This window comes from Pseudomonas sp. IT-P253 (assembly GCF_949768125.1).
Taxonomy (GTDB): Bacteria; Pseudomonadota; Gammaproteobacteria; order Pseudomonadales; family Pseudomonadaceae; genus Aquipseudomonas.
The window spans coordinates 46524-63328 of sequence record NZ_CATKPT010000023.1 but is presented as its reverse complement, the minus strand read 5'-3'; the positions used below and the strand labels follow the sequence as shown (position 1 = coordinate 63328).

Sequence of the window (16805 nt, the reverse complement as noted above, 5' to 3'; positions counted from 1 at the left end):
GGGAATGTATTTCAAATGTGGGAGCGAGCCTGCTCGCGAAGGGGGCGACGCGGACTCAGAGCCTCCCACTCAACCCGAACCGCTTCATCAACCCCGCCTCCAGCAACCCCTTGGGCAACAATCCCGCCAGTAACGGCAGCGCCCGGCTGCCATTGCCCAGGCGAATCAGGCGCGGTGGTTTGCTCTGCTGCACAGCCTTGAGCAAACCTTGTGCAAATTCCTTGGCCGGCGTCGGCTTGTCCTGGGACGCCTTGGCGCGCGCCCGAATGCCTTCGCGCAGCGGAAACCACGGTGATTGCTCGGTGATCAACTGTTCAGCCTCCTGGCCGGCATTCTTGGCAAAGCTGGAGGCGATGGCGCCTGGCTGCACTTCCATGACCCTTACGCCAAACGGTGCCAGCTCCATGCGCAAGGCATCGCTCAAGGCATGCACTGCCGCTTTCGAGGCGCAGTAGGCACCGGCGAAAGGCGTAACCAACACACCGGAAACGCTGCCAATGTTCACCACCAGGCCCCTGGCCCGGCGCAGTACCGGAAACAGCGCGCGGGTCACGCCGACGATGGCGAACACATTGGTTTCGAACTGGCGCTGCATGGCCGGCACACCGCCATCGAGCAACGGCCCCATAGCGCCATAACCGGCGTTGTTGATCAACACGTCGAGGCCACCGTGCAGCTGATTGATCCGCTCGCTCAAGTGTTCGAGTGCCGCGCCATCGTTGACGTCCAGTTGCACGGCGGTGAAGCCGGCAGCGGTCAACACGGCCACATCTTCAGCTTTGCGGGCACTGGCCCAGACTTTGTAACCGGCCACTTTGAACGCATCGGCCAGGGCGCGGCCTATGCCGCTGGAACAACCAGTAATCAACGCAACGGGCATGGCGCGGTCCTTGTGCAAAACGAAAAAGGGGATCAGTCAGAGAAACTACCCTGCAATCGCTCGGCGCGAAACTCCAGAGTTTGCGGGCGATAACCGGGGCGCAGCGGCGGCAATGGCAAACAGTCTTCCCAATTGGCGCCGGCCTGCAATTCACCGGGGCCGCGGTAGCGCGGGGCGGCGTATTGATTGTCGGCCAGATTGACCGTATCGCCCGGCGCGTAGGCGGCGATGCGCCAACGCAACTCGGTCAGCGGTACGTCGTTGCCGTTGTTCATTTTCAGTTGCAACGGCCGGTCCGCCGGGCAGTGTTCCGGCGCGTAAGTGATGCGCAACTCAAGGCGTGCCAGTTGCTTGATCTCGCGATTGTCCAGCCAGACCACCCAGGTCGCCACCAACGCCAACCCGACGGCGGCCGCCAGAGAGACGGGCAAGGCTTTTGCCGGATAACGCAGCAACAGAATGAGCCAGGTGATGACCAGCAGGACGCCGATGAACATGACGCGAAACCTCGGGGGAGAGAAGGTCATCCTACCTAAGCGTAGATGAGGTGGCGATGAGGCCGGCCCAGACGCCAAAAATTCCAGACAAAAAAAGCCCCCGCCCAACCTGCTGCGGATAGGGAACGCAGCGGGCAGGGCAGGGGCTTCTTGTTTTGCTGAACGCTTACTGCGCGATGGTTTTCACCGACACGCCGCGTTCGATCGGGGTGGAACGACCGTAGATGTCTTCAAACCGCTCGATATCGTCTTCACCCAGGTAGCTGCCCGATTGCACTTCGATGATCTCGAGTGCAATCTTGCCCGGGTTGCGCAGGCGGTGAACCGAAGCGATCGGGATGTAGGTCGACTGGTTTTCAGTGAGCAGGAACACGTTTTCGTCGCAAGTCACTTCAGCGGTACCGCTGACCACGATCCAGTGTTCGGCGCGGTGGTGGTGCATCTGCAGCGACAGGCATGCGCCCGGCTTCACCGAGATGTGCTTGACCTGGAAGCGGCCGCCCATGTCCACCGAGTCGTAGGAGCCCCACGGACGATAGACTTCGCAGTGAGTCTGGGTTTCGCTACGGCCCAGTTCGTTGAGGGTGTTGACCATCTGCTTCACGCCTTGGACCTTGTCCTTGTGCGCGATCATCATGGCGTCCTTGGTTTCGACGACCACGATGTTCTCCAGACCGATCACCGACACCAATTTGCCGTTGCCGTGAATCATGCAGTTTTTGCTGTCCTGAATAACCACGTCGCCTTTGGTCACGTTGCCATTGGCGTCTTTTTCATTCACCTCCCACAGCGACGACCAGCAGCCGACATCGCTCCAGCCCGCGGTCAGTGGTACGACACAGGCGCGCTGGGTTTTTTCCATCACGGCGTAGTCGATGGAGTTGTCCGGGCAGCAGGCGAAGGTCGCGGCATCGATGTCGACGGTGTCGGCATCCTGCTCGCTGCGTTCCAGGGTCAGTAGGCAGGTGTCGTAGATGTCCGGATCGTGTTTTTTCAGTTCTTCGAGGAAGCGGCTGGCGCGGAACAGGAACATGCCGCTGTTCCAGAAGTAACCGCCGGACTGGACAAACTCGGTGGCGCGTTTCACATCGGGTTTTTCAACGAAGTGCGCGACACGGCTGACGCCTTCGGGCAGCAGCGAGTCGTTGGTCGACTTGATGTAGCCGTAGCCGGTTTCCGGTTTGGTGGCCGGTACGCCGAACAGCACCATTTCGCCGTTTTCTGCGGCGACGGTGGCCAGCGCCAAGGCGCGTTGCAGGGCTTTCTGGTCTTCCAGCACGTGGTCAGCCGGCAACACCAGCATCAACTCATCGCGACCTTCGTTGACCAGCATCATCGCGGTCAGGGCCACGGCCGGCGCGGTGTTGCGGCCGAACGGTTCCATCAGGATGCGCTGGGTTTCCAGCTTGCGGGCGCTCAGTTGTTCGTTGACGATGAAGCGGTGGTCTTTGTTGCAGACCACGATCGGGGTGTCCATGCCGTCGAACACCAGGCGTTCCAGGGTTTGCTGGAACAGCGTGTGTTCGCCGGTCAGGGCGAGGAATTGTTTAGGGAACTGCTTACGCGAAAGCGGCCAAAGACGTGAGCCGCTACCACCTGACAAGATCACCGGAATCATGTTGTTACTCCTTTAAAATCGATTGGTTAGAGCTACTGCGTTCTGTCGTTTCACTCTTTTTCTTATTCCGAGCTCAGGTCGGTTCACCTGTAGCAGCTGCCGAGCCTGCGAGGCTGCGTTCGGCGGCGCAGCCGTCGTCAATCCGGTCATTCAGAAGACCAAGTTGTCGGAATTGCGACTGCTACGCAGTCGGACGCAGGCTTCGCCAGCTGCTACAAGGATCACCGTCCTGACAAATTGATCAGCGCGTCGAAACCGGGCGTTTTACCCAGACTGGCGACAGGCTGGTGCCGCTACCGGTGACGTACAGCACAGCGGCCTCACCGCGTTCCAGGGCAACCGGTTTTACGTCGCCGACTTTCTTGTCGCCATCGTATAGCGCCAGGCTGACTTTGACCGGGTTGATTTCACGTTCGCCACGGCTCTTGGCGGCCACGTTGGGCACCACTTCGGTCTTGCCGTCGGCGGTTTTCAGGGTCAGGGCCTTGTCGCTGAGGTTCTGCACGCGAACCAGGGATTTCTGCTTGTTCTTGAACGGCGGCTCTTCGATCAGTTGCGGGGCGCCGCTGGCGCTGTTGACCAGGGTGTAATAGTGATCACCGGCCAGTTTCACCGGCAGGGTCTGGCTGCCGACCTTGGCGCTGTAGTCGCCGCCCGGCATGAAGCTGAAATCACTGCTGGACAGCGGCGCGACGTCGTTCAGGCTGGTGGTGCCGACGGTGGCGCTGACTTCAGCGTTACCGGCGTTGTAGATACGCACGAAACTCGAACCTTTCGGTGCAGTCGGGCCGTAGAGCGCGGAGTCGCCGCCAGCGAAGGCATGCATCGACAGAACGCTCATGCCCGTAACGAGTGCGACTGCTTTTAAGGAGCGAGCGGCGAGACGGCGAGGAGTAGTAGTGAAAGTCATGGTGTACCTCTCTTTCAGTTTTGCGCCCGGTCGGGCGTCTCGGATTTAGGGTTTGCGGCTACGTTTTGTTGGCGGACGCCGGCTTGTTTAAGCTCTGCGACCCACTGCGGGTCGGCGTCACCGATTTCGTTGTTCACAGGCAGATAACGTTCAGGAAACTCCCAGATCAGCACTTGTGGCGGGCTGTTCTTGAAAGCGTCGCTTTTCAGGTAGCTGAGCATCGGCAGAATCGGGCCGTGGCCGTCTTCGGCGTAATTGACCACGTCGCTGTGCAGCGCTTGTTTCAGCGCACCGACGAAGTTCCAGTTGGGATTGGCGCTGTAGCTGGTGCCAATCAGGGCCACCGGCACTTCGGTGTTGGCAAACAGGGCGTCATCACCCGCAGGCTGGTCGTCAGCCGCCACGGTGTTGCGTTTCTGCAGCGGTTCTGGCGCCGGCATCAGGTTTTCGAACAGCGGATCCAGCGGCAGGAACAGGCGCAGGTCGCCCTTATGGGTGACTTTCTCCGCAGGCTCGGTGACGAAACGCTGCGGCACGCCGCTGAGCGGGGTCTTGTCGGCGATGGTTTTGGCCAGGGTCTCGGCAGCGATTTGCGCGCCTTCCGGGGTCCAGTGGGTGTCGGTGCGCAGGAACACTTGCTGACCGTTTTTCTTGCCCTGTTGCAGCGGGCCGAGCAGGTCGGGCGCGAGGATCTTGTCCGCCGCCACTCGGGCGTGGAAGTCCTGGTAGAGGTTGGCGTGAATGCTCGAAGGCTTCACTTCACCCAAGTGTTCCGGGTACAGGCGCGTCTTGGCCGGCACGATCGCCATCACCAGTTTCACGCCTTTCTCTTTCAGGGTCTGGCGCACGCCTTCGACCAGAGCGTAGTTGCCTTGCAGGTTCAGCTCTTCGTTGACGATCGGGTTGAATTCTTCATCGCTGTACAACCACTGGTCGCGACCGAGCACGACGCCCGGACGACCTTCGTTGAACAGTTTGAAGTCCAGCGCGGCCCAAAGGTTGGTGCCCAGGCGCTTGATCGGGAACTTGTCGTCGTAGTGCGTCTCCACGGCTTTGGTCCAGCGACCGTTGAGCACCGTCGCGTCGGCGTTGGTGCTGAAACCGAAGAAGCTGCGTGTCGACCACAAACCCAGGACCAATAGGGTCACCAGGAACAGGGTGATGTAGAAGATACGTAATGAGCGGGTCATGGTCAGATCCCTCAGAACTGGAAGTAAAGGAACGGCGAGAAGCTTTGCGCCGAGAGTTTGAAAATCGAGGCGATGAACAGCACCAGCACCAGTGTGCGCATCACGTAACGTGGCCAGTCAGCGGTCCAGTAGGCCGGTTGCACGGTCGCTTCGACGCCGACGGTGTAACCCGGTTGGTGGATGTTGGCCGGGTTGTCGCCCGGTACGGCTTTGATCATTCCCGGCGTGGCGGTTGCCGGGCCATCGGCCTCGACATTCACGGCAGGTTTGGTCTTGAGTGGCGGACGGTTGGTGTAGAAATCACGAATGCCGAAGAACGCCAGGGTCATGTAAGCCACCACCAGGGTTGCGACTTGCAGGCCGGTGAGGCTGGCCTGGTTGAGTTCCGACAGCGACCATTCGCCGAAGCTGAACATCGCGCCGTACATGCGACCGGCAACGTGCAGGTTTTCCGAGCGGAAGATCACCCAGCCCATCACCACCAGCAGGAACGTCAGGGCCCAGCGGATCGGGTTGATGCTGCGCGGCGAAGTGTTCAGGCCCAGCGCTTTTTCAATCGCCAGCCACATGCCGTGCCACGCACCCCACACGATGTAGGTGATGTTCGCGCCGTGCCACAGACCGCCGAGCAGCATGGTCAGGAACAGGTTGCGATACGTCATCAGCGTGCCTTTACGGTTACCGCCCAGCGTGATGTACAGGTAGTCACGCAACCAGGTGGACAGGCTGATGTGCCAGCGACGCCAGAACTCGGTGATCGACTGGCTGATGTACGGCTGTTTGAAGTTTTCCATGAAGCGGAAACCCATCATCAAGCCCAGACCGATCGCCATGTCGCTGTAGCCGGAGAAGTCGAAATACAACTGCGCGGTGTAGGCGAGGGCGCCGAGCCAGGCGTCACCCGTGGTCGGGTGCTGCAAGGCGAAGCAATGGTCGGCCACTACCGCGAGAGTGTCGGCGATGAACACCTTCTTGATGAAACCCTGCATGAACCGCGTGGCACCTTCGGAGAACTTGTCGAGGGTGTGGGTGCGATTGTTGAACTGGTCGGCGAGGTCGCGGAAACGCAACACCGGACCTGCGATCAAGTGCGGGAAGATCGCCACGAAGGCGGCAAAGTCGATCAGGTTGCGGGTCGCCGGGGTGTCTCCCCGGTAGACGTCGATGATGTAGCTGATGGACTCGAAAATGTAGAACGAGATCCCGATCGGCAACAGCACGTGGGTCAGGATGAACGGTGACAGACCGACCGAGGTCATCATCGCGTTGATGCTGTCGACGCCGAAGTTGGCGTACTTGAAGTAGCCGAGAATGCACAGGTCGACGGCCACACCCAGGAGTAACCAGCGCTGGGCCGGCTTGGTCCGCACGCCGGCGGCGCCGACTTTGAGGCCGATCCAGTAGTTCCACAGCGTGACGGCAGCGAACAGCGCAAGGAAGTCCACGCGCCACCAGGCATAGAACACATAACTGGCGATCAGCAGCAGCAGATTGCGATAGCGAATCCCGCTCAGGTAATACAAGCCGAGAAAGATCGGCAAGAATAAAAACAGGAACACATTGGACGAAAATACCATCCCGATCTCTCCTTGTTTAACCAACAGTCAAGGGCCAACGGCCCCCCCAAACCCCCCACCGAAAACCGGGGGAATACACTCAACTCACTGACCCTGTAGGAGCGAGGCTTGCCCGCGAATGCCGTTACGCGATGGAACTGATGAACCGTGTCATCGTTCTTCGCGGGCAAGTCGGATCGCCGCACCGCTCGCTCCTACAGGGATTGCATCTGTCCTAAGAACCTTTGTGGCCTTTTTCATTGGCAGGGTCGTAGACCTTGGTCAGATCGCCACCCAGTCGGAAAGACTTGAACGGCTGCATTCCATGCTTTTTCTCCAGCACATCGGCCGGGCAGGTGTAGAGCGTGCAGTACGGTTCGAGCCAGGCAAATTTCGAGTCGATTTTGAGGTCGGTCATGTCCTGCTCTTTACCGTTTTTCTTCTCGAATTCGCCCGGGTCTTTAATCCCGGCCAACACTCGATCACCCAGGCGTTTCAGGGCACCGTTGTTTTCCTGACGCAAATCCACACCGTTGACCTGGGCGAAACTGGCGATCATTGCCAGCGGCGGCAGGGCGTAGTTGTGATAGGCGAGGGCGCGTTGCTGGCGCTTGAGTTCGTTCGGCAAGTAGCCGTCGGCGTCGATTTGATGGGCACCGACCTTGTATTCCTTCACGGCCCAGTCGAACAGGTCGCGGCGGTTGGTGGCGATGGACGTCGCCATCACCGACCAGGCGGCCCAGTACGAGTGGTTGTTGTTCTGCTCGAGCGGCAGGTTGTCCCAGTCGCTGACGACCTGATCGGCCATTCTGTTGAACCAGGCTTCAATCAGCTGCGACTCTTGCTGATGGTTCGCCAATGGATGCGAGTCGGAGAATTTCAGGCGGATATAGGACGATGCCATGCTGCCCAATGCCCATTTGCGCATGGACTTGCCGGTGTGGTTGAAGTCCTTGGACATCAACGCATCGGCCTTGGCCCAGGCGGTCAACCAGTTCAGGGTGCATTCGAGCTGTTCCGGACGGCCATCACGCATGAACTGCATCACGCGCTTGCTGGTACCGCGCTCGAGTTTGGTGATGTCGGCGGTGCTGTCGCGGAAGGCCTTTTCCGATTGCACGTTCAGGGTCGAACGCGCCTTGTCGGAGCCTTCGTACTTGCTGCGAAATTGCAGCGAGCCGGTGAACGGCGTCGGCATCGCATCACAGCCTTCGCTCTTGTCGCCGGCTTTGACTTTTTCAATCGGCGCGAAATAACCCTGTGGAGGGCGCAAGGGCTCGGCGGCCCGGGTCGCACCGGCAAACAAGGCCAGGCTCATCAGGGACGGCACGAGTAGCTTTTTCAAAGTTCGGGTTTGCAGGCATGTCATAGGAGGTAACCTCATTGCCCGGCCTGAGCGGTACGCTGCCCAGCGCCAGGGAATACGTTGCGTTTGCAGATTTTCGCTTCGACTTTCTGTGGCGCGGCACCGGCTTCAGGGCCCTGGATTTCGACGGCCAGCAGGTTCTGCGTGGCCCAGTCTTCGTCCGTGCGCAACTCAAAGGCGAAACGCCCGTCAGTATCGGAAGTTTGTGGTTTATCGATCTTGATGTCCTCGTGGCGGCCGTTCATGTACCAGAGGGTGGCTTGCAGCGTTTTCACCGACGGATCGGCGAAGCGGATGTCGACCTGATGACTGCTGTTTTGCAGGTTCAGGTTTTTGCTGTTGACCATCAATTCGTTTTTGCCCGGTTTCAATGTGGTGCTGCCGGTCATTTGTGCATCCTTGCCTTCGCAACCGTTGTCCAGCAGCGCCATCATCTGGCGGTAGATGGTTTCCTGGTCGAGGCGGTAGAGCGGCGAGAATTCCCAGATCAGTATCTTCGGCGGCTTGGTCTGGAACTCTTCGCTGCCCAGGTACTGCAGCATCGAACCTTCCAGGCCACCGCCGGGAAACGCCACGTTGAGGATGTCGGCGCCGATGGCCTCTTCGAGGAAACCGGCGAAGTTGTAGTTCTTGCCACTGTGGCTGGTGCCGACCAGGGTGATCTGCGGGTTACCGGAGTCACTGAACAGATCGCCATCGGCTGCTTCGCCTTTGGGCTCGGTGGTGAACTGATCCATGTACTGGATCGCGTAGCTGGTGCCACAGAGTTGACCGGCCATGTTGTGTAACGTTCCGGTCTTGCCCATGCGACCCGACCTATGGGTCTCGAATTCGCGTTTCGGTATGCCCGCAAACTCAGGCATTTGCTTGATTTTTTCGCCGACGATTTTCGCTGTGCGCTGGGCGCCATACGGCGTCCAGTGCTGGTCGCCGCGGAAGTAGAAGTCGTGGGCGGGCAGGGTGTCGGGCAGCGACTCGTTGGTCAGCGGCGACAGGTCCGGTACCACGTAGCCCATGGCGGCAAAACGCCCGAGCATGGTCTTGTAGTTCTTCAGCGCCTTGTCGAAATCGAATTTGGCCTTCTCTTGCGGGTTGAGCTTGTTGCGGTTCACCAGGCCACGGGTCGGCTGGTAAACGACGACCAGTTCCACGCCTTTGCTCTTGAACGCATCGTGCAGTTCTTTCAAGCGTTTGTAGCCGGCGGGCGAGGTATCGAATTCGGTGCGCAAGTCTTCCTGAGTCCGGAACAACCAGTCGCCCTGAGCCTGCACCAGTGTGGTGAAGTTCTGCTGGTAGCGCGTGGTGTAGTTCTTCGCGTCGTGCGCTTCGGGGCACAGGTTGCAGCACGGTTCGGCACTGAATTTTGGTGCCGCAGCTTCATCGGCGCGAACACCCGCGCTGGCCGCAAGAATGCCGGCGGTCAGGGCCGAGAGGCTGAGTAATTTGATCAAGTGTGGGTGCATAAAATTATCCTCAGTCCCGCAGTTTGGTCTGGCGTTCGACAGGGTCGATCAGCACGGCTTTCTGCTGGCGCACCAGCAGGTCGAGAATTTCATCCTGACGGTCGCCAAGAATCCCGTTGAAGCTGATGCCGCTGGATTTGGTCGGGGCGAGCATGGACACGCGATACAACTCGACGCTCAGCGGCGAGTCGATGGACAGCGGCCCGCTGCCGTTGCCGGCCAGTTCACCACCGACCACGATCAGCGAGACCTCGGCGTCGAACGGGTCGAGCTTGATGTCGCGGTCGGTATCACTCAGGTCTTTGATGTGGCCATAAACGCCGGTCAGGCCGTTGGCCAGTGACAGGTTTTCGTAGAGACGGATGTTCACGCTGTTACGAATGCGGATGCCGTGGCGACGGTTGCTGATCACCTTGTTGGCATACAACAGGTTGTCGGCACTCTCATAGAGGGTGATGCCGTCCGTGTGGTTCTTGTAGATCTCGTTGTAGGCGATCAGGTTGTTCACGCTGTTACGGTCGATCACCAGGCCCGACAACTTGTTGTCGTAGCTGCGGTTGTTGAAGATGAAGCTGTCGTTGACCTCGCGGGAAATAATGATCCCGTGCTTCTTCTTTGTGCCGTGCACCGTGTTGTCGGCGATGATCAGACCGTGGGAGCGGTCGTGCGGGTCGATGCCGTAGACGATGTTGTCTTTGTAGGTGTTGCCCTTGACCACGAAGTCGCGGGTTTCGTAGCAGTAGAAGCCATACCACATGTCCGAGAATTCGGAGCCGATGATCCAGCCAGTCGGTTCAGGGCGCTTGAGGACCTTGGCCATGTTCGGCGTGTATTGGGAAATACTCACGCCGTAGGACTTACTGTTGGCGTAGCCGAAACTGGCGATCTTGCTGTTGGCGATGTAGGTTTCAGTGCCGCCCCAGGACAGCAGGAACGGACGGAATTCCTTGGGCGAGGTGAACGTCGCCGGGCCGTTGTCTTTCTCGCGCCAGCCAGTGATTTTGGTGTCACGTACAAACAGCTGGCCGTCGTTGACCAGGAACGAACCGGCTTCTTGGGACAGGCGCAGTTCCTGGGTCTGCTTGTCGATTTCGAGGATGCCGTGTCGACCGACCACGATCGGCAACTTCGCCAGGAACACGCCCGGCGAGGTTTCGCTGAAGTACTGCTTGGGCAGTTTTTTCGCCAGATCCTTGAGGTTCATGTAGCCGTCGTCGACAAAAATCGCCTGCGGGATACCGTGCTGGCGCACCACCCATTCGGCCATCTTGTTGTCGCCGCCAATGAAGTCCTTCAGAGCGTCTTCCTGCATCATCCGGCGCACGCTGATTTTACCGGCTTTGGTGCGCACGATTTTCGCGGCGATGGCGTCGGCGGTGTAGCCGGAGGTGTCCGGCAATGTGGGCTTTGCAATCTCCAGCGGCGCGGTTGGGGCGCTGCTGACGGTGTAGGTTTTGGCCTGTTGCAGTTCCTTGGCCATGGTCACCGGTTTGGCGACAGGCTCCGCCGTCGCGAAGGCGGCCGAGCTTGCCAGCAGCATCGCGCCGGCCAACAGGGTCAGTGAGCCTCTTTTCGGACTGTTCATGTCGGGCACTCCCTTCGCGGTTCGCATCAGAAGCGCCAGATCACGTCGATAAACGCGCGGTGCATGTACGAGTCGACGCCTTTTCCGTAGGCATCGCCGGGCTTGAACACACCGCCACGCAAACGCACCAGGGCCGAAGGCTCATCGATCGATTGGCTCATGGATGCAGGCAGCAGGCCTTGCTTGAAGTACTTGGTGACGACCACGTCCATTTCCTGGCCGAGGTCCTTGGTGCCATCATTCAACGGCAGGGAGGTGCTGGAGAGAATCGCACCGGTAGCGTCATCGGTGTTGTTCTCAACGGCATTGATACCGTTGCTGCCGACAGGCTTGTTGCCGTCGACACGCCAGAATTTGTGGTAGATCAGGCTGGCGTCGTATTCGTCGTTGAGCATCCAGGAACCGAACAGTGTGCCGCTCTGCATGTTCTGCATTTCGCCACGGAAGGCTTCGCCGAAACGGTGCGCCCGCGAACGAGTACCGGTGTAGTTCGAGCGGTTGCTTTCCAGGCCGTTCTGTTCGTAATCGGGGCTGGCACGGGCATACGCTGCACCGACCTGCCATTGCGGATCAAGGCGCAGGCGCACGCCCAGGTCGGTGGCCCAGCCATCGACGCTGCCACTGGTTTTGGCTTGGGCCGGTGCGGTGCCGTCGGCGTTCAGCGGGTTGACCTTGTCGATGTCGCCGCTCATGCCGGTGACGCTGCCCCAATAATTGACGGTGTTGGTATTGCGCCAGTTATAGGCATCGCTGTCGGCGGTGAGGCCGATCCAGCTGATGTTGCCATTCTGTTTCTTGTCCAGGGTATCGGCAGGCACGCCCGGCTCTGGGTAGTCCAGCTTGCCGTTATCGTGGGTGTGATGACCACGAATGCCGACCCAGTTGCCCGGTGTCCATTGATACGCTGCATCCGCATAGGCGTGCTGGCGATCTTTGTCTTTGGGGGACAGTTCTGTCAGGTCGGTGCGGTATTCGCTGAAGCGTTCGGCGACACCGGCGTTGGCGCGCAACAGGGTAGTGTCGAAGGTCCAGTTCAGGGCTTCGATGTTGGTGTCGCGCCATTGGCCGTCATCGTTGCGCAGGCGTTGGCGACCGAGCTTGAGCATCTCGCCGGGGTACGGCGTGAGGCCGCTGTAGCCGACCCAGAATTCGCGCATCGCCAGGTAGTTTCTCTTGGTCTGGCGATCACCGCTGTTGGTGGTCTGGGTGCCGTCGCCGTTGGTCCCTTGCAGGGTGTCTGTCTCAATGATGTCAGTGGCGGTCACGGCCTGCCCCATGGCGTAGGCGCTCCACGCGCCGCTTTCGCCATAGACCCAGGGACGCAGGTCGAGGCCGATGCCGTTGACGTCGCCGCCACTTTGCGTACCCAGGTCTGTGTCGCCTTCGGACTGGGCAGTGACTTTCACGTCAAGGCCGTAGTTCTTGCTTTCGGTCAGGGCTGCCAGGGTCGGGCACGACCACAGCAGGGCGCATGTCAGGCCGATACCGGCCTTAACGAATGGATTCAACTTCATAGGGATTCCTCGCCGTCTTCTTGCAGGGCATGCAGTTCCAGCGTGTTCTTGCTCAAGGTTGCGCGAACGGCCTGTTCTTGTTTCAACAGGCGTTGGGCCTCGGCGAGCTGGGCAGGCGGCAGTTGGGTTTCGATTGTTTGCGCAAGCTCAGTGGCTTGCGGGGTGTCCTGAGCCTTGGCCAGCTGGCTGAAGACATAAGCATTGAGCGGGTCGGGCTTGGTGCCCTTGCCTTGGGAAAACAGTTGGGCGATGGCGAAGTCGGCACTGTTCTGGCCGTTACGCGCAGCCTTGAGCAGGTGATCCAGGGCTTTCTGCGAATAGACCTTGCCCAGGTAACCCCGGCGATAGATCTGGCCGAGGTAATAATCGGCGGCGACTTCCTTGCCGACGGCTTTCTGGAAGTGTTCTTCGGCGACTTTTGCGTCGGCCGGCACCCATTTACCTTCGTAGTAGAGCTTGCCCAGCAACAGTTCGGCGCGGGGTTGGTCGGCGGCGCGGCCGTTGTCCAGGTACTTCATCATCGTGTCGACGTCACCGAGTTCCGGGAAGTCGTAGAGCAATTGCGCCAGGCTGACCCAGGAAGCGGGGTAGCCGGGGGCGATGTCTTCGAGCAACGACTGGGCGGTTTTTTCGTCGGTCTTGCCCAGGGTTGCATCGCTGAGTACACGAGCAACACTGTCCACCCGCCGAGCGGAAACGCTGCCACGGGCGTGAGCGGCTTGCATCTGCTTGATCAGCCCGGCCTGTTGTTCCGGCTGGGCCTTTTTCTGATAGACCGTGGCCAGTTCTACGTAGCAGATGTCGGTGGTGTTCAGCGCGGCTTTGCAGATCTTTTCCACTTCGTCCAGGTGCTGGTCGTAAGTGCCTTGGGTGCGATACAGCAGCACTTGGGCCAGGCCCGCTTCCGGTTTGCCTTCGGCGCGCCATTGGCTGATCTGTTGCTGGGCGTTGATGTTCGGGAAACTGTGAGGGTATTGCAGGTACAGCATCGCCAGCGGAATCAGGGTGTTGCCTTCACCCGCGATGGAGGCTTTCTTCAACAGGCCTTCGGCTTCGTGTTGTTCGGCTTCGGTGGAGCCGGGTTTGGCCACCAACAAACGACCCAGGCGCGCCTGAGCCCGTGGCGAAACATCGGCAGCCGCGCGGTAAGTCGCCTCGGCCTGCTTCATCTGCGCCGGGTCATGGCTGTCGACCTGGATGTCGGCGAGGCCCACTTGTGCTTCGCTGTAGCCCAGGTCGGCCAGTTGCTGGTAGTTCTGCGCTGCCAGCGCGGTGTCACCGCGCTTTAAGGCTTCATTGGCCAGACGCTGGTCGGGCAGGCCGGCGCAACCGGCCAGGCTGACGGCCAAAGCTACTGCACACAGTGAGCCCATGTGGGAGCGAGCCTGCTCGCGAAGGCTGCGGCTCGGTGCATCAGACAAACCGAGCGGACCCCTTCGCGAGCAGGCTCGCTCCCACAGGGTTTGCGGTGTGTTGAGGATAGGAGTCATCACGGGCATGTCCTCTGCTTAAAGTCCGGAAGCCATGGCTTTGTCGATCAGCCAGTTCAGGTTCGGGCCACGGTCACTGTTCACTTCAACCGGGCGACCGGCGAGCTTGCTGTCCAGTGGCTCGTCCGGCTGGATCAACACGCGGATGTCGGAGGACAGGTCGGCGCTTTTCAGGCTGGTGCTGCTGACGATCTTGCCGGTGCGGGATTTGTCTTCACCGGCGATCTGGAAGCGGACCGGACTGCCCGGACGCACGTCGCCGAACTGGCGATAGGAGAAGCGTGCTTCAACGTTGGCTTGGGTGTTACGCGGCACCAGTTGGAAGATCACGTCGCCTTTGCTGGCGTACTGACCGTTGGCGACCAGTTGTTGCGCCACGGTGCAATCGCACGGCGAGGTCAGGGTGCCGGTCATTTGCTTGCCGAACAGTTCTTCAACCTTGGCGGGTTGCAGCTGCTCTTCGTCCAGATGGCCCTTGAGCACGTCGAGCATGCTGGTGCTGAATGTCGCCAGCGGTGCGCCTTTGGCGGCCACGCCGTCGGCTTTGATCAGGCTCTGCACGGTGCCGTCACGCGGCATGGTGATGTTCATGCCCGGCACAGTGACCAGGCCAGCCTGTGCGTGGCTGACGAAGTACATGCCGTACACCGATTTGAAAATGAAACCGAACGCCGCAAGACCGACGAGGAAAATTGCCAGGCTGAACGTCACTGCACGCAGACGACCGAACGGGGACATGCCGTGGCCACCATCCTTGACCTTGCGTGCCTTGGTGAAGTTGTCGCGCTGCAGCGTGGCCAGCACTTCACCCATGCTGACGATGTCGCCGGCCAGGTGAGAGGTGATCAGGTGACGCAGGGTCGAGATGTCTTGTGGTTCCAGGTTCTGGAACTGGCACCCGGCACGACCGGTCGGGCGATCGAAGGAGCGTACCTGCATCTCCACGTCCATGGCCAGGCCGAGGTTATCGATGACGAATTGCAGGCGGGCCTTGTACACATCGCCAATCTTGAGGGGCAACTGACCGGCATTGAAGGCCAGCCCGCCAGCGGACAGGTCGATCACTCGAGCTTCAACCGGGGTCCGGTCAGGACCGAAGAAGCGCAGTTTGGCCGGGATTTTCACGCGGGCGTGTTGGCGCTGGGCTTCTGATTCATGCACTACGTTGGCGTTGACGGCGGTATTCATATGGGCGATTTCCTAGTTAATTCAGGCGAGTTCGGTCAGACCATCATCAGCAGCACGGCGACAAAAATGCTGCCTGCGGAGAAGGTCATGGTCCGAGACGACCAGGTGTTGAACCAACGTTGAAAGCTGGCGAGATCACGGGTCAATTTGGTGTCCTGGCGAGTCCAGGATTGTTGGTCGAGGCGGAAGAACACGTAGATCTTCACCAGCGCGCCGACGATCTGGTTGTAATAGAGAATCGCCGGGTAGGCCGGGCCGATCCGGTGGCCGGAGCAAGACAGCAGCAGCGTCAGGATCAGGCGGGTGATGCCAATCCACAGCAGATAAACCAGGATGAACGCGGTGCCGTACTTGAAGCTGGCGATGAGCGCGACAGTGAGGCCAAGTAGCGACGTCCACATCGACACACGCTGGTCGAACAGCACCACCGAGGTGAACAGGCCGAGGCGTTTCATCCCCAGGCCCAGGGCGCGGGAGTTCTGGCGCAGGTTGTTGCCGTACCAGCGGAACATCAGTTTGCGACTGGCCTTGATGAAGCTTTTTTCCGGCGGGTGCTCCACGGTGTGGATCGCGGCGTCCGGCACGTAGAACGTGTCGTAGCCCAGGCGCATCAGGCTGAACCAGCTCGACTTGTCATCACCGGTAAGGAACTTGAAGCGGCCCAGGCGCCAGTGTTGCAGCGAGTCGCTTTCCACGTCGGCGATGAAGTCCGGGTCGGTCACGACCGTCGCACGGAACACCGACATCCGACCGGTCATGGTCAGCACGCGCTTGGACAGGGCCATTGAGCACATGTTGATGTGGCGCTGGGCGAATCGCAGTTTGTGCCACTCGCTCATGATGTAACCGCCGCGCACTTCGCAGAACTCGTTGGTGGTCAGGCCGCCGACGTTGCCGAACAACTGGAACCACGGCACGGTCTTGAGCACGACGCCAGGGGCGAGCACGGTATCGCCATCGATCACGGCAACCACGGCGCGGTCGTCCGGCAGGTGGCGGGAGATGGCGCGGAAACCGTAGGCCAGACCATCGCGTTTACCGGTGCCGGGAATGCGCACGAAGTCGAGTTTGACGCGGTCCGGTGGATTCATCCGGGCCCAAAGGCTTTTCACCAGCAGCTCATCGGACATTTCCACGATCGAGCACACCATGGTGGTCGGCAGGCCACAGTCGATCGCTTCGCGAATCACCGAGCTGTACACCTGCGCGGTGGTGAGCGCGTCGATGCGGAAACTCGTCACCATCAAATAGACATGGGACGGGTTTGCCGCTTTGCCCAGCTTGCGCACTTTGCGCCGCAGGTGCGGGTAGACCACGTACAGAAACAGCATGCCGCGCAGAAAGTGCGTGGCACCCATCGAGTAACGCCAGATCCCGATAAAACCGATCAGGAAGATGAAGTCCTTCGACTCGGAGTCGAACGTGGACGCAGGCAACGCCATGGCGATGCCCATCAATAAACTTAGGTAGAACAGCCAACCGGCGGCCTGAAGTAGGCCGTGCTTTAGCCTGTGCATAGTCTGCATCCGTCTCGTTCTCGGGCAAGCC

13 protein-coding genes are annotated in these 16805 nt (G+C 60.0%); all 13 read right to left on the bottom strand.

All coding sequences use genetic code 11. The features are described 5' to 3' along the window. Positions 1-55 precede the first annotated feature (55 nt). On the bottom strand, positions 56-880 hold the full coding sequence (locus ACM6IR_RS14855; protein ID WP_414908422.1) for an SDR family oxidoreductase: 825 nt from the start codon (positions 878-880) through the stop codon (positions 56-58). Between the two features lie 32 nt (positions 881-912). Beyond that, positions 913-1377 carry a multidrug transporter gene (locus ACM6IR_RS14850; protein ID WP_414908421.1) on the bottom strand — a complete coding sequence of 155 codons (465 nt, stop codon included), beginning with the start codon at positions 1375-1377 and terminating at the stop codon, positions 913-915. A 166-nt stretch (positions 1378-1543) separates the two neighbouring features. Then, complete coding sequence (locus ACM6IR_RS14845; RefSeq protein WP_414908420.1) at positions 1544-2995, bottom strand: mannose-1-phosphate guanylyltransferase/mannose-6-phosphate isomerase; 1452 nt, start codon at positions 2993-2995, stop codon at positions 1544-1546. A gap of 241 nt (positions 2996-3236) precedes the next feature. Further along, the gene (locus tag ACM6IR_RS14840) at positions 3237-3905 is read right to left on the bottom strand and encodes an alginate O-acetyltransferase AlgF (protein WP_414908419.1); all 669 of its coding nucleotides are present in this window, start codon (positions 3903-3905) and stop codon (positions 3237-3239) included. A gap of 14 nt (positions 3906-3919) precedes the next feature. Further along, on the bottom strand, positions 3920-5095 hold the full coding sequence (locus ACM6IR_RS14835; protein WP_414908418.1) for an alginate O-acetyltransferase: 1176 nt from the start codon (positions 5093-5095) through the stop codon (positions 3920-3922). 11 nt (positions 5096-5106) lie between these two features. Beyond that, positions 5107-6672 (bottom strand): MBOAT family O-acyltransferase, encoded by a 1566-nt coding sequence (locus tag ACM6IR_RS14830; protein WP_414908417.1) that lies wholly within the window; start codon positions 6670-6672, stop codon positions 5107-5109. A 214-nt stretch (positions 6673-6886) separates the two neighbouring features. Continuing rightward, positions 6887-8020 (bottom strand): mannuronate-specific alginate lyase, encoded by a 1134-nt coding sequence (locus ACM6IR_RS14825; protein ID WP_414908416.1) that lies wholly within the window; start codon positions 8018-8020, stop codon positions 6887-6889. Between the two features lie 11 nt (positions 8021-8031). Further along, positions 8032-9480 carry an alginate O-acetyltransferase gene (locus tag ACM6IR_RS14820; protein WP_414908415.1) on the bottom strand — a complete coding sequence of 483 codons (1449 nt, stop codon included), beginning with the start codon at positions 9478-9480 and terminating at the stop codon, positions 8032-8034. Positions 9481-9490: 10 nt separating this feature from the next. Continuing rightward, positions 9491-11065, bottom strand: coding sequence for a mannuronan 5-epimerase AlgG (gene algG, locus ACM6IR_RS14815; RefSeq protein WP_414908414.1), 1575 nt, complete (start codon positions 11063-11065; stop codon positions 9491-9493). Positions 11066-11091: 26 nt separating this feature from the next. Continuing rightward, a complete protein-coding gene (locus tag ACM6IR_RS14810; protein WP_414908413.1) occupies positions 11092-12579 on the bottom strand; it encodes an alginate export family protein in 1488 nt (495 codons plus the stop codon). Beyond that, positions 12576-14072 (bottom strand): alginate biosynthesis TPR repeat lipoprotein AlgK, encoded by a 1497-nt coding sequence (gene algK, locus ACM6IR_RS14805; RefSeq protein ID WP_414908412.1) that lies wholly within the window; start codon positions 14070-14072, stop codon positions 12576-12578. Before algK ends, ACM6IR_RS14810 begins: the two co-directional genes overlap by 4 nt. 15 nt (positions 14073-14087) lie before the next feature. Next, on the bottom strand, positions 14088-15257 hold the full coding sequence (locus ACM6IR_RS14800; protein ID WP_414908411.1) for a PilZ domain-containing protein: 1170 nt from the start codon (positions 15255-15257) through the stop codon (positions 14088-14090). A 35-nt stretch (positions 15258-15292) separates the two neighbouring features. Continuing rightward, positions 15293-16774 (bottom strand): mannuronan synthase, encoded by a 1482-nt coding sequence (alg8, locus tag ACM6IR_RS14795; protein WP_414908410.1) that lies wholly within the window; start codon positions 16772-16774, stop codon positions 15293-15295. Between the last annotated feature and the right edge of the window lie 31 nt (positions 16775-16805).

What these genes read in the sequence shown, in the direction of transcription:
- ACM6IR_RS14855 (WP_414908422.1), bottom strand. Translation starts at nt 880, where the DNA reads ATGCCCGTTGCGTTGATTACTGGTTGTTCCAGCGGCATAGGCCGCGCC.
- ACM6IR_RS14850 (WP_414908421.1), bottom strand. Translation starts at nt 1,377, where the DNA reads ATGTTCATCGGCGTCCTGCTGGTCATCACCTGGCTCATTCTGTTGCTG.
- ACM6IR_RS14845 (WP_414908420.1), bottom strand. Translation starts at nt 2,995, where the DNA reads ATGATTCCGGTGATCTTGTCAGGTGGTAGCGGCTCACGTCTTTGGCCG.
- ACM6IR_RS14840 (WP_414908419.1), bottom strand. Translation starts at nt 3,905, where the DNA reads ATGACTTTCACTACTACTCCTCGCCGTCTCGCCGCTCGCTCCTTAAAA.
- ACM6IR_RS14835 (WP_414908418.1), bottom strand. Translation starts at nt 5,095, where the DNA reads ATGACCCGCTCATTACGTATCTTCTACATCACCCTGTTCCTGGTGACC.
- ACM6IR_RS14830 (WP_414908417.1), bottom strand. Translation starts at nt 6,672, where the DNA reads ATGGTATTTTCGTCCAATGTGTTCCTGTTTTTATTCTTGCCGATCTTT.
- ACM6IR_RS14825 (WP_414908416.1), bottom strand. Translation starts at nt 8,020, where the DNA reads ATGACATGCCTGCAAACCCGAACTTTGAAAAAGCTACTCGTGCCGTCC.
- ACM6IR_RS14820 (WP_414908415.1), bottom strand. Translation starts at nt 9,480, where the DNA reads ATGCACCCACACTTGATCAAATTACTCAGCCTCTCGGCCCTGACCGCC.
- algG (WP_414908414.1), bottom strand. Translation starts at nt 11,065, where the DNA reads ATGAACAGTCCGAAAAGAGGCTCACTGACCCTGTTGGCCGGCGCGATG.
- ACM6IR_RS14810 (WP_414908413.1), bottom strand. Translation starts at nt 12,579, where the DNA reads ATGAAGTTGAATCCATTCGTTAAGGCCGGTATCGGCCTGACATGCGCC.
- ACM6IR_RS14800 (WP_414908411.1), bottom strand. Translation starts at nt 15,257, where the DNA reads ATGAATACCGCCGTCAACGCCAACGTAGTGCATGAATCAGAAGCCCAG.
- alg8 (WP_414908410.1), bottom strand. Translation starts at nt 16,774, where the DNA reads ATGCACAGGCTAAAGCACGGCCTACTTCAGGCCGCCGGTTGGCTGTTC.